The organism is Pantoea sp. Ap-967, from assembly GCF_011752565.1.
Lineage (GTDB): Bacteria > Pseudomonadota > Gammaproteobacteria > Pseudomonadales > Pseudomonadaceae > Aquipseudomonas.
Genome location: NZ_VWXK01000005.1, coordinates 1 through 21,877, shown reverse-complemented (window position 1 = coordinate 21,877; position 21,877 = coordinate 1). Strand labels below are relative to the sequence as shown.

Sequence of the window (21,877 nt, the reverse complement as noted above, 5' to 3'; positions counted from 1 at the left end):
CGCAAACGTGGGTTAAGGTCTGCTCAACCCGCACCCAGGCACCTCCATGGACATCAAGCAGCTCAAGTTCCTCATCGCCCTCGACCAGACCCGCCACTTCGGCCAGGCGGCCGCGCTGTGCCACATCACCCAGCCGACCCTGTCCATGCGCCTGCGCAACCTGGAGGATGAACTGGACCTGGTGCTGGTCAAGCGTGGCCAGCGCTTCGAAGGCTTCACCGAGGCCGGCGAGCGCATCCTGGCCTGGGCCCGCACCCTGCTCGCCGCCCACGACGGGCTGCAGGCCGAGGCCGCCAGCTGCCGTGGCCAGGTGGTTGGCAGCCTGCGCCTGGGCAGCGTGCCGCTGGCCAGCTTCAACCCCATGCACCTGCTGCTGCCGCTGCGCGAGAAATACCCCGAGCTGCAGTTCCAGCTCAGCGCCCACAGCACCGAGCAGATCATGGACGGCCTGAGCCGCAACCAGCTCGACCTGGGCATTTGTTACCTGGACCAGGTCAACGCCAACTTCTTCGAAGTGATCGAACTGGGCACCACCACCATGGGCCTGCTGTACGACACCCAGCACTTCCAGTTCGACGCCGAGCGCCTGCGCTGGGACGAGCTTGGCGATATCCCGCTGGGCCTGCTGAGCAAAGGCATGCATTACCGCCAGTCGCTGGACCTGAGCTTTCGCAGCCGCAGCCTGGAGCCCAACGCCGTGCTGGAAAGCGACTCGACGTTCCAGCTGGTGCAGGCCATCAACACCGGCGTGTGCTGCGCGATCATGCCGCTGGGTTGCGGCCTGGAAGACCTCAGCGAGCACATGCGCATCATCCCCATCGTCGACGCCAGCATCCACAGCCCGGTCGGCCTGTTGCTGCGCCGCAGCGAGCCACGTTCGGCGATTGCCGAGCAGTGTTTCGCCGAGGCCAAGGCCCTGTTTCAGCCGGGCTGACGGGCGGTTGCCTGGCGGTACTGGCGCGGGGTAAAGCCGGTCAGTTGCTTGAACTGGCGGCTGAAGGCGCTGTGGTCGGTGTAGCCGCAGCGCAAGGCCACTTCGGTGATCGGCATGTCCGAAAGCAGCAAGCGGTGGGCGTGTTCCAGGCGCGCCTTGTGGATCATCTGCCGGGGCGTGAGGTGGAACACCCGCTTGCAGTAGCGCTCAAGCTGCGCCACGGAAATGCCGGCGATGCGGGTCAGCTCGATCATGCTGATCGGCTGGTGGAAATGGCAGCGGATGTGTTCATCCACGGCGGCCAGGCGCTGGTAGGCCGGGTGGGTGTCGGCCGCTGACTGCAGGTCTACCGAAATGCCCACCAGGCCGATGATCTCGCCCGCCAGGTTGCGCAGCGGGCGCTTGTGGGTCAGGCACCAGCCCGGTTCGCGGCTGCCGTACAGGTGCAATTCCAGCTGGTCCTCCAGTACCAGGCCATCCTTGAGCACGCGGCGGTCCTGCTCGGTATAGCCGGGGCCCAGTTGCGCCGGAAACACCTCGGCGCTGGTCTTGCCCAGCAGCGGCTGCAGGCGCTTGAGGCCACAACGCTGGACCAGGGTGGTGTTGGCCAGCACGTAGCGGGCGGCCGGGTCCTTGATGAAGATCGCAGCGTTGGGGATCGCGTCGAGGATCGGCAGCAGCAGGCAAACACCGGCCAGCAGGGCCTCCAGGGTGGCGGGGCGGTGCTGGTCGAGGGATTGGTACAGGGTTGCCAGGGGGGTGTCGGTCATTTTGAAATTCTCTACCGGCTGAGCGGGCCCTTTCGCGGGCAAGCCCGCTCCCACAGGGGCTCCACAGATTTCGGATCTTGCGCCGTACCTGTGGGAGCGGGCTTGCCCGCGAAAGGGCCAGCAATGCCCACAGACCTCTAGAGCCCTTGTACGGCAGGCCCTGCAGCCTACCCATCCTGCCTCCACAGCCGCCACTCATTTCTGCAACTGTGCCGATTTCGTCATCCCACCTGCAGAAATCCATCAAGAACCCCTGCCCTGTTCAGGTCCACTCTATGCCCCACGCAAGCCGCCCAACCTTTACAAGAGCGCGGCCGCAATACGCCGCACCACGTGACATCAGACCTGCCTACCCAAAACTTACAAAAAGGCGCACCCATGTCAGGCAAATTCAAGAAACAGCTGTCATTGCTCGACCTCACCTTCATCGGCCTCGGTGCCATCTTCGGCTCCGGCTGGCTGTTCGCCGCCAGCCACGTCTCGGCCATCGCCGGGCCGGCCGGCATACTCTCCTGGTTCCTCGGCGGCTTCGCCGTGCTGCTGCTGGGCATCGTCTACTGCGAACTCGGCGCCGCCCTGCCGCGCGCCGGTGGCGTGGTGCGCTACCCGGTGTACTCCCACGGCCCACTGCTGGGCTACCTGATGGGCTTCATCACCCTGATCGCCTTCTCAAGCCTGATCGCCATCGAAGTGGTCGCCTCGCGCCAGTACGCCGCGGCCTGGTTCCCTGGGTTGACCAAGGCCGGCTCCAGCGACCCTACCGTGCTCGGCTGGCTGGTGCAGTTCGCCTTGCTGGGGCTGTTCTTCTTCCTCAACTACCGCAGCGTGAAGACCTTCGCCAAGGCCAACAACCTGGTCAGCGTGTTCAAGTTCATCGTGCCGCTGCTGGTGATCGGCGTGCTGTTCAGCTTCTTCAAGCCAGAAAACTTCGCCGTCCAGGGCTTTGCCCCGTTCGGCCTGTCTGGCGTTGAAATGGCTGTCTCGGCCGGTGGCATCATCTTCGCCTACCTGGGCCTGACGCCGATCATCTCGGTAGCCAGCGAGGTAAAGAACCCCCAACGCACCATCCCCATCGCGCTGATTCTCTCGGTGCTCCTGTCCACCGCCATCTACGCCCTGCTGCAACTGGCCTTCCTGGGCAGCGTGCCAACCGAGATGCTCAGCAACGGCTGGGCTGCAGTCACCAAGGAACTGGCCCTGCCCTACCGTGACATCGCCCTGGCCCTGGGCGTGGGCTGGCTGGCCTACCTGGTGGTGGCCGATGCGGTGATCTCGCCCAGCGGCTGCGGCAACATCTACATGAACGCCACGCCGCGGGTGGTGTACGGCTGGGCGCAAACCGGCACCTTCTTCAAATACTTCACCCGCATCGACGCCGAGTCCGGCATCCCTCGCCCGGCACTGTGGCTGACCTTCGCCCTGTCGGTGTTCTGGACCTTGCCTTTCCCCTCCTGGGAAGCGCTGATCAACGTGGTATCTGCCGCCCTGGTGCTGAGCTACGCCGTGGCCCCGGTCACCGTCGCCGCCCTGCGCCGCAACGCCCCCGACATGCCGCGCCCGTTCCGGGTCAAGGGCATGGGCGTGCTCGGCCCGCTGTCGTTCATCATCGCCGCGCTGATCGTCTACTGGTCGGGCTGGAACACCGTGTCGTGGCTGCTGGCCCTGCAGATCGTGATGTTCGTGCTGTACCTGCTGTGCGGCCGCTTCGTGCCCACCCAGCACCTGTCGCTGGGCCAGCAAGTGCGCTCCTCGGCCTGGCTGATCGGCTTCTACGCGGTGACCATTTTGCTGTCGTGGCTGGGCAGCTTCGGCGGCCTGGGGGTGATCGGCCATCCGCTCGACACCCTGGCCGTGGCCGCCTGCGCCCTGGGCATCTACTACTGGGGCGCCGCCACCGGCGTGCCGGCCCACCTGGTGCGCCTGGAAGGCGAGGACGAAAGCGAAACGTCCACCGAACCCTACGCCCGCCGCCCGGCCGCCGTCGCCTCCTGACCTCTACGCAATGGACACGCCCATGAAACAGATTCATGTCATCGACTCGCATACCGGCGGCGAACCGACCCGCCTGGTAATGAAAGGTTTCCCGCCACTGCAGGGCCGCAGCATGGCCGAGCAGCGCGACGAACTGCGCGAGCTGCACGACCACTGGCGCCGCGCCTGCCTGCTGGAGCCACGCGGCAACGATGTGCTGGTGGGCGCGTTGTACTGCCCGCCGGTGTCGGCCGACGCCACTTGCGGGGTGATCTTCTTCAACAATGCCGGCTACCTGAACATGTGCGGCCACGGCACCATCGGCCTGGTCGCCTCGCTGCAGCACCTGGGCCTGATCGCGCCCGGCGAGCACAAGATCGACACCCCGGTCGGCCCGGTGAGCGCCACCCTGCACCCAGACGGCGCCATCACCGTCGGCAACGTGCCGTCCTACCGCTACCGCCAGCAGGTGGCGGTCGAGGTGCCTGGCCATGGCCGGGTGTACGGCGACATCGCCTGGGGCGGCAATTGGTTCTTCCTGGTGGCCGAACATGGCCAACGCATCGAGCTGGACAACCGCGAAGCCCTTACCGACTACACCTGGGCCCTGCTCAAGGCCCTTGAAGCCCAGGGCATCACCGGCGAACACGGCGCGCCAATCGACCACGTCGAGCTGTTCGCCGACGACCCCGACGCCGACAGCCGCAACTTCGTGATGTGCCCCGGCAAGGCCTACGACCGCTCGCCCTGTGGCACCGGCACCAGCGCCAAGCTGGCGTGCCTGGCCGCCGACGGCAAGCTCGAAGCCGGCCAGACCTGGGTGCAGGCCAGCATCACCGGCAGCCAGTTCCACGGCCGCTACGAGCGCGACGGCGAGCGTATTCGCCCGTTCATCACCGGCCGCGCCCACATGACCGCCGACAGCACCCTGCTGATCGACGAGCAAGATCCGTTCGCCTGGGGCATCTGACCCCAGCTTCCCTCCCCCACTGAATACCGCCAGGAGTGACAACAATGACCGACAACATCTTCACCGGCACCATGTCTGCCCTGATGACCCCCTGCACCGCCCAACGCAAACCGGATTTCGACGCGCTGGTGCGCAAGGGCCGCGAACTGATCGAAGCCGGCATGAGCGCCGTGGTGTACTGCGGGTCGATGGGCGACTGGCCACTGTTGACCGAGGCCGAGCGCCAGGAAGGCGTGGCGCGCCTGGTGGCGGCGGGTATCCCGACCATCGTCGGCACCGGCGCGGTGAACACCCGTGAGGCCGTCTCCCATGCAGCCCACGCCGCCAAGGTCGGGGCCGCCGGGCTGATGGTCATCCCCCGCGTGCTCAGCCGCGGCGCCTCGCTGATCGCCCAGAAGCACCACTTCTCGGCCATTCTGGCCGCTGCGCCGAAGCTGCCAGCGGTGATCTACAACAGCCCTTACTACGGGTTTGCCACCCGCGCCGACCTGTTCTTCGAACTGCGCCGTGAATTCCCCAACCTGATCGGCTTCAAGGAATTCGGCGGTGGCGCCGACCTGCGCTACGCCGCCGAGCACATCACCTCCCAGGACAACGACGTGACCCTGATGGTGGGCGTCGACACCCAGGTGGTGCATGGCTTCGTCAACTGCGCGGCCACTGGCGCCATCACCGGCATCGGCAACGCCCTGCCGCGTGAAGTGCTGCAACTGGTGAGCCTGAGCAAGCAAGCGGCCAAGGGCGACGCCCGGGCCCGCCGCCTGGCCCGTGAACTGGAAGCGGCGCTGGCGGTGCTGTCGTCGTTCGATGAAGGCTGCGACCTGGTGCTGTACTACAAGCACTTGATGGTGCTTAACGGCGACACCGAGTACAGCCTGCACTTCAACGAAACCGACGTGCTGACCGACGCCCAGCGCAACTATGCCGAGCAGCAGTACGGCCTGTTCCGCAATTGGTATGCAAGCTGGTCGGCGGAGCAGAACTTGGCCTGACTCCTCACCCCCTTGTAGGAGCGGGCTTGCCCCGCGAAGCAGGCAACACGGTACAGGCATGGCACCGGCTTCGCCGGTGTTCGCGGGGCAAGCCCGCTCCTACAGTTCGCTACTCCTGAATTCAAAGGACGCCCCATGACCCTCACAGGCAACCTGCTGCTCGGCCAGCGCGCCGTGGCCGGCAGCCGCGACGCGATCCGCGCCATCGACCCGGCCACCAACCAGGCCCTCGAACCCGCCTACGCCGGCGGCACCGGCGAACACGTGGCCCAGGCCTGCGCACTGGCCTGGGCGGCGTTCGACGCCTACCGCGAAACAGCGCTGGACCAGCGCGCCCAGTTTCTTGAAACCATCGCCGACGAGATCGAAGCCCTCGGCGATACCCTGGTCGAGCGCGCCGTGGCCGAAACCGGCCTGCCCAAGGCGCGCATCCAGGGCGAACGTGGCCGCACCTGCACGCAACTGCGCACCTTCGCCCGGGTAGTGCGCAGCGGTGAATGGCTGGATGTGCGCATCGACCCAGCACAACCTGCGCGCCAGCCCCTGCCCCGCGCCGACCTGCGCCAGCGCCAAGTGGCCCTGGGCCCGGTGGCGGTGTTCGGCGCCAGCAACTTCCCCCTGGCCTTCTCGGTGGCTGGCGGCGACACCGCCTCGGCTCTGGCCGCCGGCTGCCCGGTGGTGGTCAAGGCCCACGCGGCGCACCCTGGCACCAGCGAATTGGTCGGCCAGGCCGTGGCCCGTGCCGTGAAGCGCTGCAACCTGCCCGAAGGCGTGTTCTCGCTGCTGTACGGCGCAGGCCGTGAAGTGGGCATCGCCCTGGTCAGCGACCCGCGCATCAAGGCAGTGGGCTTCACCGGCTCGCGCAGCGGCGGCATCGCCCTGTGCCAGGCCGCCCAGGCGCGGCCGGAGCCGATTCCGGTGTATGCCGAAATGAGCTCGATCAACCCGGTGTTTCTTTTCGATGCCGCCCTGCAGGCCCGCGCCGAACTGCTGGCGCAAGGCTTCGTCGCCTCGCTGACCCAAGGCGCCGGGCAGTTCTGCACCAACCCCGGGCTGGTGATCGCCCGCCAAGGGCCTGGCCTGCAACGCTTCATCGACACCGCCAGCGCGCACCTGCGCCAGGCGCCGGCGCAAACCATGCTCACCCCCGGCATTTTCAATGCCTACCAGGCCGGCGTTGACGCCCTGGCTGCCAACCCCAATGCCCAAGCCGCCGCCAGCGGCGTGCCAGGCCAAGGCCCGAACCAATGCCAGGCGCGGCTGTTCGTGGCCCAGGCCGAGGCGTTTCTGGCCGACCCGCGGCTGCAAGCCGAGGTGTTCGGTGCTGCATCCCTGGTCGTGGCTTGCAGCAGCGACGAGCAGGTACGCCAGGTGGCCGAGCACCTGGAAGGCCAGCTGACCGCCACCCTGCAGCTGGACGATGGCGATATCGACAGCGCCCGCAAACTGCTACCCACCCTGGAACGCAAGGCCGGGCGCATTTTGGTCAACGGCTGGCCAACGGGCGTTGAGGTGTGTGACGCGATGGTCCACGGCGGCCCGTTCCCTGCCACTTCCGACACCCGCAGCACCTCGGTGGGCACGGCGGCGATCCTGCGCTTCCTGCGCCCGGTGTGCTACCAGGACTTCCCCGACGCCCTGCTGCCCAGCGCCTTGCAACACGGCAACCCGCTGCAGCTGCGACGCCTGCTCGACGGCCAACGGGAAGGCTGAGCATGGTCGATACTCCTGAAACCGATATCGCCGTGATCGGCGCGGGCATCGTCGGCATCGCCTGCGCCCTGCAACTGGCCCGCCAGGGCCGCCGGGTGCTGTTGGTCGACCGCCAAGAGCCCGGCATGGGCGCGTCCTACGGCAACGCCGGGCACCTGGCCACCGAGCAGGTATTCCCGATCGCCGACCTGTCGATTCTCAAGCGCCTGCCGCGCATGCTGCTCGACCCCATGGGCCCACTGCGCCTGGACTGGAAATACCTGCCCAGGGCCTTGCCGTGGTTCACCCGCCTGCTGCTCAACCTGCGCCCGGCGCCGTTCCAGCGCAGCGTAGCCGGCATCCGCGCGCTGAACGAAGGCAGCCTGGGCGCCTGGCAGCGCTTGTTGGGGTCGATCGGGCGCGGCGAGTTGTTCAGGCAAGACGGCTCGCTGCTGGTGTACGAGCGGCCCGCGTCGCGTGAGGTACTGGAGGGCTTGCGCTTACGCCTGCAACAGCAGGCGGTGGAGGTGGACTCGTGGTCGGCCGCACAGGTGCGCGAAGCTGCGCCGCAGTTGAACCCTGCGCTGCTGGGCGGCCTGTTCTTCCCGTGCACCGGGCACTTCATCGACCCCTACCAGGTGGTGTCGGCGCTGTACGAGGCCGCCAGGGCCTGCGGCGTGGGGTTCCTGCGCGCCGACGTCAGCGGCGGGCAGGTGCAGGCGGCCGGTGTACGCCTGGCCAGCAGCCAGGGCCCGCTGCAGGCTCGCCAGGTGCTGGTGAGCTGCGGCGCGCATTCGGCGCAGCTCACTGCGGCGCTGACTGGCAAGCGCGTGCCGTTGGACACCGAACGTGGCTACCACCTGATGCTGCCAACTGAACAGCAGAGGTTGCCGTTTGCCGTCACCTCGCTGGAGCGCAAGTTCATCATGACGCCCATGGCTGGCGGCTTGCGCCTGGCGGGCACGGTGGAATTCGCCGGGCTTCACGCGCCGCCGAGCATGCAGCGGGCGTGGCAGTTGCATCGGTTGAGCCAGGGGTTGTTCCAGCGTGACTTGAGTGCTGAAGGGGCGACGCCGTGGATGGGCTTCAGGCCTTCGTTGCCGGACTCGCTGCCGGTGATAGACAGCGTGTGTGATGGGCGCGTGCTGTTGGCGTTTGGGCACCAGCACCTGGGGTTGACCCAGGCGGCGGTAACGGCGGAATGGGTAGGGAAGATGGTGCAGCGACCGGGGGGGCCGGAGGCTGCGGTTTATCGGTTGGATCGGTTTTAGGAAGGGGGCCGCGGGGCGGCCCCAATCGCGAGCTGCGCTCGCTCCTACCACAAGCAACACACGCCCGCCCACCCGGGTAGGAGCGAGCACAGCTCGCGATGGGCTGCAACGCAGCCCCGCCGATCTCAAGATCAACCCTGCCAGCAATCTCCCGATACCCCCCCCTGCACTGCTTTACCTGCGCTAGCGAAACCAGAACGGGCCGCGTCTGCGGCCCTATCAACAACGGCTTACCCCTGCTCCATGCCCTGGAGAACAGCCTCGGCCAATGCCAAGCCCTTCTCCAGCGAATTCTCCGTTGCCGTCAACAAGCTGCGCATCGGCTCTTTCGCTTTCTCCAATGCCAACGCATTGGTTTCGTATGCGGCTTTCAGCGCTGCGACGGCGCAGACCATTGCATCTTCTCCATCGACCCCGGCCTTTACCGAAAACATGGGGGCGTGCGCGTCATGGCACGTGCCGAAGTGAGATTGCACAGTCAGGGGGCGAGGCTTTCGCGTGCTGAGGGTGGTGGTGGGCTTTGCCTGATTCATTGGCAGGTCCCCCTCAACGCCGCGTGGTGCTGTTGCAGTGGTGAGGATGCGGTGCAGTTCAGGGTGAAAGGTGGATCTGGAACGATTTTCTTGAGCATGGTGCGACTCCTTTGCAGCTCTCTGTAATGACGCCCCGAGCCCATACGCCAATATGGGTGGACGGAGCCGTGCGGGTTGGCGTGCCGGACAGAGAACCGGTGAGCCCGAAGGCTCCCACACACGGCCCGCCCATAACGGGTGCAGCCATGCAGAGCGCCACCACTGCAGGTGGAGGTGCCCGGATCTGTAACGGGACGCCAATCCCGAGCCGCAGAATCTACTGCGGTGCGGCAAGGTACTCAACTACCCTTGCCATGTCAAAATGTTACTCGACTCGAGGTCTACGCGCCTGGCACCGGCGCTGCCGGTGATCGCGATGGGGCTGCACAGCAGCCCCCTTGCACGATCAGCGATACCGCTCAAGCCAATGCGCATACGGCGCGGGCAAGGTCCAGGAGGCCTTGTCTACCCCCAGCTCCTTGGCCGCGAAATAAGGCCAGTGCGGGTCCGCCAGGTGCGCACGCCCCACCGACACCAAATCCAGCTGGCGCGACTGCAGCGCCTCCTCCGCCAGCTGCGGCGTACCGAAGCCCCACGCCGAAGTCACCGGCAAGCCCGCTTCACGGCGCACACGTTCGGCAATCGGCCCCATGAACGCAGGCCCCCACGGAATGTTGGTATCAGGAATGGTAAAGCCAACACTGACGCTCAGCAGGTCCAGCCCGCCCGCCTTGAAGCGGCGCGCCAGCTCAATCGACTCTTCCAGGGTTTGCTCGTCACGCCCGTCATATTCCAGCACCCCGAAACGTGCGGTCAGCGGCAGGTTTTCCGGCCATACCTCACGAACGGCGGCCAGGGTTTCCAGAAGGAAACGGCTGCGGTTGTCGAAGCTGCCGCCGTAGGCATCGGTGCGCTGGTTGGAGTGCTCGGAGAAGAAGCTCTGGCCCAGGTAACCGTGGGCGAAGTGCAGTTCGATCCACTCGAAGCCTGCGTCGCGGGCACGGCGGGCGGCATCGACGAAGTCCTGCTTGACCCGGGCGATGTCGTCCAGGGTCATCGCGCGCGGCACCTTGGGCAGGTGCGCACCAAAGGCGATGGCCGAGGGGGCGATGGTTTCCCAGCCACGCGCATCATCGGCGCCGATGTGGTCGTCACCCTCCCACGGGCGGTTGGCGCTGGCCTTGCGCCCGGCGTGGGCGATCTGGATACCCGGCACGGAACCGGCCGCCTTGATCGCCTGCACCACCGGCACGAAAGCCTGGGCATGGGCGTCGCTCCAGATCCCGGCGCAGCCGGGGGTAATGCGCCCTTCCGGCGCCACTGCGGTGGCCTCGACCACCAGCAGGCCTGCGCCGCCACGGGCCAGGCCTGCCAGGTGCACGTGGTGCCAGTCGTTGATCATGCCGTCTTCGGCCATGTACTGGCACATCGGCGGAATGGCGATGCGGTTGCGCACGGTGACGTCTTTGAGGGTGTAGGGTTGGAACAGGGCAGTCATGGGCAAGCTCCGGGTTCGACTGAATACGATTGTTCGATCATAATCGAACTATGGCAATTAGTGGAACCCCCGTTATCATGTCGCCCATGCGAGCCTACCAACACCCCAACCCGGAAGACCTGATTCTCGAGCGCGTGCTTTATGCGTTGAGCGACCCCGTGCGCCTGGGCATCGTCCGCCACCTGGCCGGCGTGGCCGAGGCCAGTTGCGGCGAGCTTGATGGCGGGCGGCCGAAGTCGAGCATGTCGCACCACTTTCGCGTGCTGCGGGATGCGGGGCTGGTGCATACCCGCAATGTGGGTACCACCCACATGAATTCACTGCGCAGCGAGATGCTGGGCGAGCGGTTTCCGGGGTTGTTGGATTGTATTTTGCGCCAGGATTGAGGGTTGGCTGTGCCGGCCCCTTCGCGGGGCAAGCCCGCTCCTACAGGTGATGTGTAGGAGCGGGCTTGCCCCGCGAAAGGGCCCGAACAGGAATCACGCACTGATCGCATCAAAGCTGCGAATCGGCGTGGGCACCGTGCTGAACAGCGGAAACTCATCCTCGATGATCCACGGCTCCTTCATCACCAGGTACACATCCAGGTAATCGGAAAAACCAGGCCAGATGAACAGGTTGTTGGACTCGGCCACCGCCCGCGACAGCACGCCCACCCCGCCAAAGCTCTTGATCATCGAAACGCTGACGATTTCGCTGCCGGAATGAAACACCGTGGCGCCTTCCAGTACACCGGGGCGGCGCTCGGCGAAGCGCGAGAAAATCGAGGAATAAGGGCATTCGGGCAAGGGCTTGATCACCGCGCAAGGCGCGCTGCGGTCACTGCCGGATGACGAGGCGACGACTTCGATACGCAGCCCCTTGAGCGACACCGAGTGATAGCGCTCTGGCACACTGTCGCCCAGCACCACCACCATGTCCGCTTCGTCCTTGGCCAGCTTGGTCAGGTTGTCGGGTGATTCCGAGCAACTGAAAATCGGGCTGTAGCCAGACAACTGGCTGACCACGCCACCCATGATCTGCTGGTTGATTTCCATGGACAGCGTGCTGTTCAAGGCCACCCGCAACGGCAGGCGCTGGTTGCGGTTCTGGCGCAGCTGGTTGATCTTCAACTGCATGCGCTCGGAAGAACGGACGATCTCCAGCACATGGGGCAGGATGCCCATGCCTTCCTGGGTCAGCGAGACGCCTTTGTTGGTGCGGTCGAACAGCTTGAAACCGCAGTGATCTTCCAGCTTTTTCAGCTGGGCGGCCAAGGCCTGGACCGTCACGTGCACCTGCTCGGCGGCATCGGTGATCGAGCCGGTTCGGGCAACGTTCACGATGTTTCTGAGTACCCTGATATCCATTCAAACTCCCCTCCCTTTCCTTTGACGCAGGCCGCCAATGAAGGCTGCGAGAATAGCGCAGAAGGCCTGCCGCTGTCTTGCCAGCCCCGCCACCAGCCGCCCGGTGGCCAGCAAGCAACGGTTGAGGCGCCTGAAAAAAAAGTGAAGTTTCGCCGCGAAGGCCAACTGCTAGATTGCGCCAGCCTTTTATAAGAAGAGATGGCCATGCTGACACTCAACAAGAACATCGACGCCGCCCTGCGGCAACACAAGACCGTCAACGTGCTGGGCAGCGACTACGCCCTGCACGGTGGCTTCAAGGAGTTCGTCGAGTTTTCCAAGAGCTGGGAAACCATGGGCGTGGACCGTTACTACGGCCAGGCCGAAAAGGGTACGCGCTACCGCCGCTACAGCGACTTCGACTTCAACCCGGCAACCGGCGAGCTGTGCCAGCTCAACCACCGCGCCTATGAACAGTCCGAAGCGCACAACACCTACGTTGGCGGCATGGCGCGCCACTTCGACGACATCAGCGCCGAGGTATTCAACTCGCCCATTCTGCGGGCGCTGATCAAGCTCGATTTCGACGTGTACAAAGCCGTGCTGCCGCAGGAGCTGCACAACGTCACCTGGCAGTGCCAGGTGCACCAGATTCGCATCGAGATCAAGCCTGGGCAGGAAATCGAAATCACCCCCGAGGGTATCCACTGCGACGGCTACCCGTTCAGCGGCGTGCACTTCTGGGGCCGCCACAACGTCGAGGGCGCAACCAGCAAGATCTACGACAAGCAGTCGAACGTGATCGATTCCGGCACCTACCTGAATATCCTCGACACCACCTATTTCCTTGACCGGGAACTGCAACATTACGTTACCCCGGCCAACAACCCGAGCACCTCGGAAATGGGTTACCGGCAGATCATCGCGATTTCCTTCTCTCGACCGGGCAGCGAGCATGACATTATCGACTAACTGTATCGGTGCTGCGCCAACGCCGTTCACGGCCGAACGCATCAATGGCCTGAGCATCAAGAAGGCCACGCCGTTCCACGCCCGCAAGCTGGTGGATTTCTTCCGTCGCTTCGAGGAAACCTCGTTCTGCGACTGGCAGGATGAAGCCTTGCTAAAGGGCCTGCTGGGCACGGAGCACACCTATTGCTACGTGGCCGAGAACCCCACCGGCACCATCGTCGGCGCGGTTGCCGGGGGCCTGATGGGCACCCGGGGCACCATCAACCACATGGCGGTGGCACCGGATTACCGCCAGAGCCGAATCGGCACGTCGCTGGCCAATTCCATTCTCAGCGATTTCCGCCAGCATGGGATTCGCCGGGTGTTCCTGTTCGTTGAAGACAACAACCCCAACGCACTGAACTTCTGGCAGAAACAGGGCTTCGCCCAGACCCGCGGCGAAATCACCTGCGAGGTCGACCTGTGACCTCGTCGGCGTTGTTACCCGCGTCTGGCCGCGAAAGCCTGGTAGATGCCCTGCCAATCGTCACCGGCTACTTCGTGGTGAGCTTCGTCTTCGGCGTGATGTGCATCAACGCCGGCCTGCCGTTGTGGCTGCCGGCCGCCATGTGCCTGTTCGTCTACGCCGGTGCCGCGCAATTCGCGGCACTGGCGCTGATGGCCAGCAACGCGCCGCTGGCCACCATTGCCTTGTCGACGCTGCTGATCAACTCGCGGCACATGCTGATGGCCATGTACATGTCCAAGCGCTGTGCGCAGCTGCCGGTGAGCAAGCCGCAGAAGCTGTTGTACGCCTTTGGCCTCACCGACGAGTCGTTTGCCTTTCACAGCCAGCGGCTGGAGAACGGCAGGCCGACCTCGGCCGGCTACCTGCTGCAGTTCAATACCTATTGCCATGCCAGCTGGATCGCCGGCGCGGTGCTGGGCGCGGTGGCCTCGGACGCCTTGAACCGGTTCTCCCAGTTCAAGCTGGACTACGCCCTGACGGCAATGATGATCTTCGTGCTGATCTCGCTGTGCAGCACCCTGACCAAGGCCATCATCGCCCTGGTGGTGATCGCCACCACCTGCGTGCTGAACCTGTATGCGCCCTCGCCCCTGAATGTATTCATCGCAACTGCCGTCGGCTGTGGAGTCGGGTTATGCCTGAAGAGAACTACCTGATCGCCGCGGTGCTGTTGATGGCGGCCATCACCTACCTGACCCGCGCGACGCCATTCCTGCTGAAGATGGAGAAAACCCCCAGGCTGTTCAATGACGTCATCGAATACCTGCCGGTGGCAATCATCGCCAGCATCACCGTGCCCGCGCTGCTGGTGGGCAAGGACGGCACGCTGCTGGGGCTGCATGCCGACCTGCTGGCGGCGGTACCGGTGGTGATCGTCGCCTACTGGACCCGCAGCCTGATCTACAGTGTTTGCGCCGGGGTCGCCGGGCACGTGGCGATCACCTTGCTGGCCTGAGGCCTGGAATCGCTCTGATAAGGAAAATGCTATGAGCCTTGCACGCCGGAAAATCACCCTGCGCAACCTGAGTGAGTTTTCCCGCCTGATGCCACAGGTTCCACGTGACCGGGTGATCGACGCCATGGGTAACCTGTCGCTGGAATGCTCGCTGGCCTATGCCTTGAGCAAGACCTTCCTGCGCGATGGCTGGATCGCCGAGTACCGCCATCTGCAAACGGCCGCCCAGCTGAGCGTGGGCAACGACCTGCTGCTGTTCGCAACCTCCGGCGGCTTGACCTTCGAGATGGACGATGGCTCGCAACGGCACGTCAAGCATGGCGAGCAACTGGTGCTCAAGGCCGCCAGCCAGGCGAAGGTGTTTCCCGTCGGTGAGCAGGGCGCCGTGAGTTTTCTGGCGTTGGCGGTGGACCTCGATTTGAGCGAGGCGCTGCAGGAGCTTTAGCGGCGCAAAAAAAAACCACGGGGGTTACCCGTGGTTTTCCTGACCAACATTGCCCTGATTACAGCGCCATGTCGTTCTCTGGCTTGCTCTCAACCGGCTTGCTCGGCGCAACGGTGGTGCCGACGCTTTCGTCGATCACCGGTGGCTTCTCCAGTTGCAGCACCTCAGCGGTGTAGTTCCACTCTTTCTGGGTGGCCGCTGCCGAATCGTTCAGCTTGGTGCCGTAGCTTGGCACGATTTCCTTGATCTTGGCCTGCCACTCAGGGGTCGCGACCTTCTCCTTGAACACGGTTTCCAGCACGTTGAGCATGATCGGCGCGGCGGTCGAGGCACCTGGCGATGCGCCCAGCAGGCCGGCGATGGTGCGGTCCTGGGAAGCGACGACTTCGGTGCCCAGCTTCAGCACGCCGCCCTTCTCTTCGTCACGCTTGATGATCTGCACGCGCTGGCCGGCCTGCCACAGCTTCCAGTCTTCCTTCTTGGCGTTCGGGAAGTAGGTACGCAGGGCTTCGAAGCGGTCGTCATCCGACAGCATCAGCTGGCCGGCGAGGTATTCCACCAGCGGGTACTGGTCGATACCAACCTTGGTCATCGGCCACACGTTGTGGGTGGTGGTGCTGCTCAGCAGGTCCAGGTACGAGCCGTTCTTCAGGAACTTGGTCGAGAAGGTGGCGAATGGGCCAAACAGGATCACGCGCTTGCCGTCCAGCACGCGGGTGTCCAGGTGCGGAACCGACATGGGCGGTGCACCGGTGGAGGCGATACCGTAGGCCTTGGCCATGTGCTGCATGGCCACGGTTGGGTTCTCGGTCACCAGGAACGAGCCACCCACCGGGAAGCCTGCGTATTCCTTGGCCTCGGGAATGCCCGACTTCTGCAGCAGCTTCAGCGCGCCGCCGCCGGCACCGATGAACAGGAACTTGGCGTCGGTGGCCGACTCGGTGCCGTCCTTCAGGTTCTTGTACTCGACGTGCCAGGAGCCGTCCTTGTTGCGGGTGATGTCCTGCACTTCGCTGGACAGCTTCAGGTCGAAGCCTTTCTGGGTTTGCAGGTGGCCGACGAACTGGCGGGTGATTTCGCCGAAGTTGACGTCGGTGCCGATTGGGGTCCAGGTGACCGCCAGCTTCTGGTTCGGGTCACGGCCTTCCATCATCAGCGGAACCCACTTGGCGATCTGCGCGTGGTCCTCGGAGAACTGCATCGGGCGGAACAGCGGGCTGGCCTGCAGCGCTTCGTAGCGCTTTTTCAGGAACTTGATGTTGTCATCGCCCCAGACGAAGCTCATGTGCGGGGTGGTGTTGATGAACGAGTGCGGGTTCTTCAGCACGCCCTGGCGGACCTGCCACGACCAGAACTGACGGGAGATCTGGAAGGCTTCGTTGATTTCGATGGCCTTGGAGATGTTGACCTTGCCGTCTTTGTCTTCCGGGGTGTAGTTCAGCTCGGCCAGCGCGGAGTGGCCGGTACCGGCGTTGTTCCAGCCGTTGGAGCTTTCCTCGGCGACGCCGTCCAGGCGCTCGACCATCTCCATCGACCAGCTTGGCTCCAGCTCGTGCAGCCACACGGCCAGGGTGGAGCTCATGATGCCGCCGCCGACCAGCAGCACATCGACTTTCTTGGTTTCTGCGGCGTGCGCTTGCATGAAGCTCGCAGCGACAGCCAGACCCAGCAGGGTCTTGCCAGCTTTCTTGAACATTGATCAATTCCAGTCAGTAGAACGGAGGGCGGGCCTGTGGCTGGCCCAGGGGTTCCTTGTTCTTCAGCGCAGGCTTGTTGTAGAAAATTGTTCAGCAGCCAGAGAACCAGAAAAAGACTCAGGCTTTTGTCGAATAGACGGATCAGGCTGAATCGTTTCGCTGATTGTAACCCAATTGCCAGTACAAACAAATTGCGCGGCGATAGGCAAGGCGGCAGGTTGTCTCATGCTGGCCAGTCGCTTTTCAGAACGATTGCAGTATCGCTCCAGCACCCCTACTATTGCGAGCATTTCTCATTCGCACCAGTACGCGCTTGCGCCGGATGCCGCCATGGTTTCGATTCCTGAGCTCAACAGTTCGGTCCATACCCTGTACCAGAGCCATTCGCGCTGGCTGCTGGGTTTTCTTTACCGGCGCCTGGGCAACCGGCCGGATGCGGCCGACCTGGTGCAGGACACCTTCGTGCGCATCCTGCACCGGCCACGCCAGTTCGACGGCCACACCGGTGAGCGCTCGTACCTGGCAACCATCGCCCGGGGCTTGTGCATCGACCACTGGCGCCGGCAGAAGCTGGAGCAGGCCTGGCTGGAACACCTGGCCCTGCAGCCGACCGCCCTGCAGCCCTCCCCCGAGCAGCGCGCGCTGATCGTCGAAACCCTGCACGAAGTCGACGCCATGCTGCTGCGCTTGCCGGCCAAGGTGCGCCAGGCGTTCCTGTTGGCGCAGATCGATGGCATGGCCTACCGCGACATCGCCGCGCACATTGGCGTCAGCGAGCGGATGATCAAGAAATACCTGGCCCAGGCGTTCCTGCACTGCGCCATCCTTGAGGCCGAGCTTGACGGCCTGCTGGTGGAATGAGGCCATGACCCAGCCCGCGCAGAAGCTCAGCCACGCCAGCCTGCAGGAAGCGGCGCACTGGTTCGTCCGCCTGCAGGACGAACAGGCCGGCCCGCAGTTGCAGCAGCAGTGGCAAGCCTGGGTCGAGCAGCACGGCGACCACCAGGCCGCCTGGCATTACGTGCAGCGCGTAGGCCAGCGTTTCGCCCCGCTGCAAGGCGATGGCAGCGGCGCCGGCCGCGTGCTGCGCGAGCATGATGCGCGCCGCTTCAGCCGGCGCAGCGGGCTCAAGGGGTTGCTGGTGCTGGGGGCCAGTTCGCTGCTGGGCTGGAGCACCTGGCGCGGGGCCCCGCTCACCGGCTGGACCGCCGACCTTGCCACCGGCATCGGCGAAACCCGGGAAACCCGCCTGGCCGATGGCAGCCAGCTGTGGCTGGGCGCGCAAAGCGCGGTAGACCTGGACTTCACCAGCCTGGCGCGGGTGCTGCGCCTGCGCTTTGGCGAGATCCTGGTGGAAACCGCCCACGATGCACGTCGGCCTTTCTTCGTCGACACCGAGCAAGGGCGCATGCAGGCCCTGGGCACCCGCTTTGCGGTTTGCCAACAAGGCGAAACCACGCGCCTGGATGTGTACGCCGGCGCCGTCGAGGTGTGCACCGCGCGCAGTGGCGAGCGCTGCGTGGTGCAAGCCGGGCAACAGGTGGACTTCACCGCGCTGGGCATCGGTAGCACACGCCCGGCGCAGAGTGCCGGCGAGTCGTGGATCCACCGGCGCCTGAACGCCGAGGACATGCCCCTGGCGCAGTTGCTGCAGGCCCTGGGCCGCTACCGCCATGGCCACCTGGGCTGGCACCCGGCGGTGGCGCCACTGTCGGTGATGGGCGCGTTCCCGCTGGACGATACCGACCGGGCGCTAGCCTTGCTGCAGGCAGCGTTGCCTATCCGGGTGCAGCGCCTGACGCCCTGGTGGGTGACGGTCGAGCCCGCTTGAAGCCCAGGCCCTGCAAGGCCCCTGTGTAGGAGCGGGCTTGCCCCGCGAACACCGGCACAGCCGGTGCCATCCACCGCGCCGCCTGCTTCGCGGGGCAAGCCCGCTCCTACAAACAGCCCTCGATTGTGAAAAAATCTTCGCCCCCGGTTCCCTTTTTCCAATCTCGTTCGGTTAACCCTGCACAAGCCCCTTCAACTCACCGTACCGACTCCAGGGACCAGCATGCCGAAGCCCCTTCACCCCGCGTTCCGCCTGGCGCTCGCCGCGCCACTTTCGCTCTGCGCCGCCGCCCCACTGATGCTGCCCGCCAGCACCGCCCAGGCCGAGCAGGCGATCACTGCCGAAACCCAGTTCGACATCGCCCCAGGCTCGCTGGCCGCCGCCCTCAACCAGTTCAGCAGCCAAGCCGGCATCTACCTGGCCGGCAGCAATGCCTTGGCCGCCGGCAAAACCAGCCAGGGGCTGCAGGGCCGCTACAGCGTCGCCCAGGGCCTGGCGCGCCTGCTTCAGGGCAGCGGCCTGCAAGCGGTGCCGCAAGGCAATGCCGGGTATGTGCTGCAACCGGCGCCCGATGGCACCGCCCTGCAACTGGACGCCACCACGGTCAATGCTGCCGACCTGCTGGCCAGCAATGGCCAGAGCGACAACGGTTACCGCGCCGTGGCCAGCGCCACCGCCAGCAAAACCAGCAGCGCCCTGGCCGACACGCCGCGCTCGGTGTCGGTGGTCACCCGCCAGCGCATGGACGACCAACAGTCGCAAACCCTCACCGAAGTGCTCGGCTACGTGCCAGGCATCTTCTCACCGCCCTTCGCCGGCGGTGACGGGCAAGCCGGCGACCTGTTCTTCATCCGCGGCTTCAACGCCACCGACTACGGCTACGGCCTGCTGCGCGACGGCCTGCGGGTGCAAGGCAACCGCTACGACACCAGCAGCGAGCCTTACGGCCTTGAGCGGGTTGAAGTGTTCCGTGGCCCAACGTCCATCCTGTACGGTGAAAATGCCCCGGGTGGCGTGGTCAACCTGGTCAGCAAGCGCCCCACCGCCGAAGCCCGGGGCGAGGTGCAGCTCAGCTACGGTTCCCACAATCGCCGCCAGTTGGGCGTCGACGTTTCTGGCCCGCTGACCGACGAGGGCAATATTCTCGGCCGCCTGGTGATGATGGGCCGCAAGGCTGACACCCAGGTCGACCACCAGCCCGACGACCGCCTGTACATTGCGCCGTCGCTGACCCTGAATTTCGACGAATTCAACAGCCTGACCCTGCTGGCCACCTACCAGCGCGACCGCACCTTGATGGAGCTGGGCTACCCAGCCGCCGGCACGCTGTTGCACAACCCCAACGGTAAGATCGACAAGGACCAGCTTTCCGGCAACCCGGACTGGGACAACTTCGAGCGTGAAACCTGGAGCCTGGGCTACGAGTTCAGCCACCGCTTCAACGACACCTGGCAGTTCCGCCAGAATTCGCGCTACCTGCAGTCGCGTATCGACCGCCAGGAAATGTGGCCAGGCAGCCTCAACAACAACGGCTTCGGCACCACGCTGAGCAACCAGGCCTACGACCGCTACAACAAGTCCATCGCCTACTCGCTGGACAACCAGTTCGAAGGCCACTTCGAAAACGGCGCCTTCGAGCACACCGTGCTGGTGGGCGCGAGCCTTGACCGCACCTCGTTCAACCAGGACTGGGACGCGGGCAACGGCGGCAACATCAACGTGTTCAACCCGGTGTGGAACGGCAAGCCGAGCATGATCTACCACGTGCAGAATGCGCTGCTGGAACAGACCATGTATGGCCTCTACAGCCAGTTGCAGACCAAGGTCGACAACTGGGTGCTGCTGCTGGGCGGGCGCCTGGACCGGGTCAACAGCCAGTTCCGCAACAAGGCCGGCACGCTCAATGCACAAGCCGACATGGACAGCTGGGACAGCGACTTCACCTGGCAAACCGGGGTGATGTACCAGTTCGAAAACGGCCTGTCGCCGTACTTCAGCTATTCCACCGCCTTTGCCCCGACCCAGCAGACCGAAAGCAAGAGCGGCGCGCTGGACCCGACCAAGAGCGAGCAGTACGAAGTGGGCATCAAGTACGAGCCCAAGGGCTGGAACACCGCGTTCACGGCCTCGGTGTACGACCTGCGCAAGAAGGATGACGTGCTGTACGACTCTGCCGTGGGCGACTACCGGCAGATCGGCGCCAGCCGCGCCAAGGGCGTGGAGTTGGAACTCAACAGCGACCTGAGCGAAAACCTCAACGTCACCGCGGCCTACACCTACACCGACTCGCGCATCACCAAGGACGTGGCCGGTTCGTTGTATGAAGGCCACCAGATGACCGGCGTGCCGCGCAACCAGGCATCGCTGTGGAGCACCTACCGCTTCCGTGACGGGCTGCTCAAGGGGCTGTCGGTGGGTGGCGGCGTACGCCATTTCGACAGCACCTTCGCCTACACGCCGGCCAGCCTGTACGGCAAGCTCGACACGGGCGACGTGACCCTGGTGGATGCCAAGGTTGGGTATGAAATCGACGACCACTGGTCGGTCGAGGTCAACGCCCGCAACCTGTTCGACAAGGAATACGTGGCCGGCTGCAACAATGCCGGGCGCTGCTACTGGGGCGAGGAGCGTACCTTGCTGGGCACGGTTTCCCTGCGCTGGTAGTTGTTTCTTGTACTGGCCTCTTCGCGGGCAAGCCCGCTCCTACACACCCCCTGTAGGAGCGGGCTTGTCCCGCGAAGAGGCCAGCACAAACAATCACAACCGCAAAAAACACCTCCTGCCCGTGACCCACCTCACAAACCCCCGCCACCCACCGGTCAAAAACGTGAACCGCTCAACGCGGGGCATTTGCCATGGGCTGCTGGGCCTCTATACCTGAGTACGCACCACGCCATTTCGGCACTCACTCAGTTATCAGGAGCTTTGCATGGAAGCCTTTTTCGCACTGACCACCGCCGACCGCGCCCCAGAGTTCGTCTTCAAGCTAACCAACGAAGAGCGCATCGCCGAGGCCCGCCGCATTTTGTCTGGCGAGGAAACCAACAGGGTCCACGTCCATGGCCGCCTGATCAAGCGCCAGCAGCCCTACAACCGGCAATGGAGTTTCTTCCTCGACCCCGACACCATCAACTTCTTCGAAGTGGCGATCGAGGTGTGTGACGCCACCACCCAGTATGTAGAAGACCACCTCGACGAGGCCGGCGGCGCGTTCCTGCCGGGTAACCATTGGTGCCCGTGGTCGTCCAAGCTGACCCGCGAAATCAAAGAGTAAAAATGACGGGCAACCCCCGCCCCTTGTAGGAGCTGGCTTGCCTGCGATGGGCTGCTTGTAGGAGCTGGCTTGATCTGGTCAAGTAATTTTGGACACCGATTAAGGTTTATGCCGCCGCTTTGAGCTTTTCCTCCATGGCTACCGGTGTTTCATAGCCGTTGTAGCTGTGGAGGCGCTTGAGGTTGTAGCGCATCAGA

22 protein-coding genes are annotated in these 21,877 nt (G+C 64.7%); 16 read left to right on the top strand and 6 right to left on the bottom strand.

From position 1 onward, the window contains the following. Window positions 1-46: 46 nt before the first annotated feature. Window positions 47-934 carry a LysR family transcriptional regulator gene (locus tag F3J45_RS07065; protein ID WP_167059425.1) on the top strand — a complete coding sequence of 296 codons (888 nt, stop codon included), beginning with the start codon at window positions 47-49 and terminating at the stop codon, window positions 932-934. Here F3J45_RS07065 and F3J45_RS07060 read toward each other — a convergent pair. Further along, window positions 922-1,704 carry an AraC family transcriptional regulator gene (locus F3J45_RS07060; RefSeq protein WP_167059422.1) on the bottom strand — a complete coding sequence of 261 codons (783 nt, stop codon included), beginning with the start codon at window positions 1,702-1,704 and terminating at the stop codon, window positions 922-924. The two genes, F3J45_RS07065 and F3J45_RS07060, sit on opposite strands and share 13 nt — an antisense overlap. A gap of 378 nt (window positions 1,705-2,082) precedes the next feature. On the opposite strand from F3J45_RS07060, the gene F3J45_RS07055 reads away from it, so the two are divergent. From F3J45_RS07055 to F3J45_RS07035, 5 genes are all read left to right on the top strand, one after another. After that, the gene (locus tag F3J45_RS07055) at window positions 2,083-3,696 is read left to right on the top strand and encodes an APC family permease (protein ID WP_167059418.1); all 1,614 of its coding nucleotides are present in this window, start codon (window positions 2,083-2,085) and stop codon (window positions 3,694-3,696) included. Window positions 3,697-3,718: 22 nt separating this feature from the next. Beyond that, on the top strand, window positions 3,719-4,645 hold the full coding sequence (locus tag F3J45_RS07050; protein WP_167059415.1) for a 4-hydroxyproline epimerase: 927 nt from the start codon (window positions 3,719-3,721) through the stop codon (window positions 4,643-4,645). Window positions 4,646-4,689: 44 nt separating this feature from the next. Next, window positions 4,690-5,637 (top strand): dihydrodipicolinate synthase family protein, encoded by a 948-nt coding sequence (locus F3J45_RS07045; RefSeq protein ID WP_167059412.1) that lies wholly within the window; start codon window positions 4,690-4,692, stop codon window positions 5,635-5,637. Window positions 5,638-5,772: 135 nt separating this feature from the next. Beyond that, on the top strand, window positions 5,773-7,350 hold the full coding sequence (locus F3J45_RS07040) for an aldehyde dehydrogenase (NADP(+)) (protein ID WP_167059409.1): 1,578 nt from the start codon (window positions 5,773-5,775) through the stop codon (window positions 7,348-7,350). A gap of 2 nt (window positions 7,351-7,352) precedes the next feature. Next, window positions 7,353-8,600, top strand: coding sequence for an FAD-binding oxidoreductase (locus tag F3J45_RS07035; protein WP_167059406.1), 1,248 nt, complete (start codon window positions 7,353-7,355; stop codon window positions 8,598-8,600). 230 nt (window positions 8,601-8,830) lie between these two features. Here F3J45_RS07035 and F3J45_RS07030 read toward each other — a convergent pair whose 3' ends face one another. Both F3J45_RS07030 and xenA read right to left on the bottom strand, forming a co-directional pair. Beyond that, window positions 8,831-9,133, bottom strand: coding sequence for a hypothetical protein (locus F3J45_RS07030; RefSeq protein ID WP_167059403.1), 303 nt, complete (start codon window positions 9,131-9,133; stop codon window positions 8,831-8,833). 445 nt (window positions 9,134-9,578) lie between these two features. Beyond that, window positions 9,579-10,670: a xenobiotic reductase XenA gene (gene xenA / locus F3J45_RS07025; protein WP_167059400.1), complete on the bottom strand. Its 1,092-nt coding sequence runs from the start codon at window positions 10,668-10,670 to the stop codon at window positions 9,579-9,581. Window positions 10,671-10,747: 77 nt separating this feature from the next. On the opposite strand from xenA, the gene F3J45_RS07020 reads away from it, so the two are divergent. Next, entirely contained in the window at window positions 10,748-11,056 is a 309-nt protein-coding gene (locus F3J45_RS07020) for a helix-turn-helix transcriptional regulator (protein WP_167276281.1), read from the top strand. A gap of 93 nt (window positions 11,057-11,149) precedes the next feature. On the opposite strand, the gene F3J45_RS07015 is transcribed toward F3J45_RS07020, so the two are convergent. Continuing rightward, window positions 11,150-12,019 (bottom strand): LysR family transcriptional regulator, encoded by an 870-nt coding sequence (locus tag F3J45_RS07015; RefSeq protein ID WP_167059394.1) that lies wholly within the window; start codon window positions 12,017-12,019, stop codon window positions 11,150-11,152. A 204-nt stretch (window positions 12,020-12,223) separates the two neighbouring features. On the opposite strand from F3J45_RS07015, the gene F3J45_RS07010 reads away from it, so the two are divergent. The 5 genes from F3J45_RS07010 to F3J45_RS06990 are packed head-to-tail and all read left to right on the top strand — an operon-like array spanning window position 12,224 to window position 14,878. Then, the gene (locus F3J45_RS07010; protein WP_167059391.1) at window positions 12,224-12,970 is read left to right on the top strand and encodes a 2OG-Fe dioxygenase family protein; all 747 of its coding nucleotides are present in this window, start codon (window positions 12,224-12,226) and stop codon (window positions 12,968-12,970) included. Continuing rightward, a complete protein-coding gene (locus F3J45_RS07005; RefSeq protein ID WP_167059388.1) occupies window positions 12,954-13,436 on the top strand; it encodes a GNAT family N-acetyltransferase in 483 nt (160 codons plus the stop codon). Before F3J45_RS07010 ends, F3J45_RS07005 begins: the two co-directional genes overlap by 17 nt. After that, complete coding sequence (locus tag F3J45_RS07000) at window positions 13,433-14,134, top strand: AzlC family ABC transporter permease (protein ID WP_370526326.1); 702 nt, start codon at window positions 13,433-13,435, stop codon at window positions 14,132-14,134. The genes F3J45_RS07005 and F3J45_RS07000 overlap by 4 nt, the downstream gene beginning before the upstream one ends. Continuing rightward, complete coding sequence (locus F3J45_RS06995; RefSeq protein WP_167059384.1) at window positions 14,113-14,433, top strand: AzlD domain-containing protein; 321 nt, start codon at window positions 14,113-14,115, stop codon at window positions 14,431-14,433. Before F3J45_RS07000 ends, F3J45_RS06995 begins: the two co-directional genes overlap by 22 nt. Before the next feature lie 31 nt (window positions 14,434-14,464). Beyond that, on the top strand, window positions 14,465-14,878 hold the full coding sequence (locus F3J45_RS06990) for a hypothetical protein (protein WP_167059381.1): 414 nt from the start codon (window positions 14,465-14,467) through the stop codon (window positions 14,876-14,878). A 58-nt stretch (window positions 14,879-14,936) separates the two neighbouring features. Here F3J45_RS06990 and mqo read toward each other — a convergent pair whose 3' ends face one another. After that, window positions 14,937-16,574: a malate dehydrogenase (quinone) gene (gene mqo / locus F3J45_RS06985; protein ID WP_167059378.1), complete on the bottom strand. Its 1,638-nt coding sequence runs from the start codon at window positions 16,572-16,574 to the stop codon at window positions 14,937-14,939. 63 nt (window positions 16,575-16,637) lie between these two features. Then, entirely contained in the window at window positions 16,638-16,865 is a 228-nt protein-coding gene (locus F3J45_RS06980; RefSeq protein ID WP_167059375.1) for a hypothetical protein, read from the bottom strand. 40 nt (window positions 16,866-16,905) lie between these two features. Here F3J45_RS06980 and F3J45_RS06975 point away from each other — a divergent pair, with 40 nt between their 5' ends. The 4 genes from F3J45_RS06975 (at window position 16,906) to F3J45_RS06960 (ending at window position 21,680) form a co-directional block, all read left to right on the top strand. Next, on the top strand, window positions 16,906-17,436 hold the full coding sequence (locus F3J45_RS06975; RefSeq protein WP_167059372.1) for a sigma-70 family RNA polymerase sigma factor: 531 nt from the start codon (window positions 16,906-16,908) through the stop codon (window positions 17,434-17,436). Between the two features lie 4 nt (window positions 17,437-17,440). Further along, a complete protein-coding gene (locus F3J45_RS06970; RefSeq protein ID WP_167059369.1) occupies window positions 17,441-18,406 on the top strand; it encodes a FecR domain-containing protein in 966 nt (321 codons plus the stop codon). A gap of 222 nt (window positions 18,407-18,628) precedes the next feature. Next, window positions 18,629-21,070, top strand: a complete 2,442-nt coding sequence (locus F3J45_RS06965; RefSeq protein WP_167059366.1) for a TonB-dependent siderophore receptor — start codon at window positions 18,629-18,631, stop codon at window positions 21,068-21,070. A gap of 265 nt (window positions 21,071-21,335) precedes the next feature. Next, the gene (locus tag F3J45_RS06960; protein ID WP_167059363.1) at window positions 21,336-21,680 is read left to right on the top strand and encodes a calmodulin; all 345 of its coding nucleotides are present in this window, start codon (window positions 21,336-21,338) and stop codon (window positions 21,678-21,680) included. The last annotated feature ends 197 nt before the right edge of the window (window positions 21,681-21,877 follow it).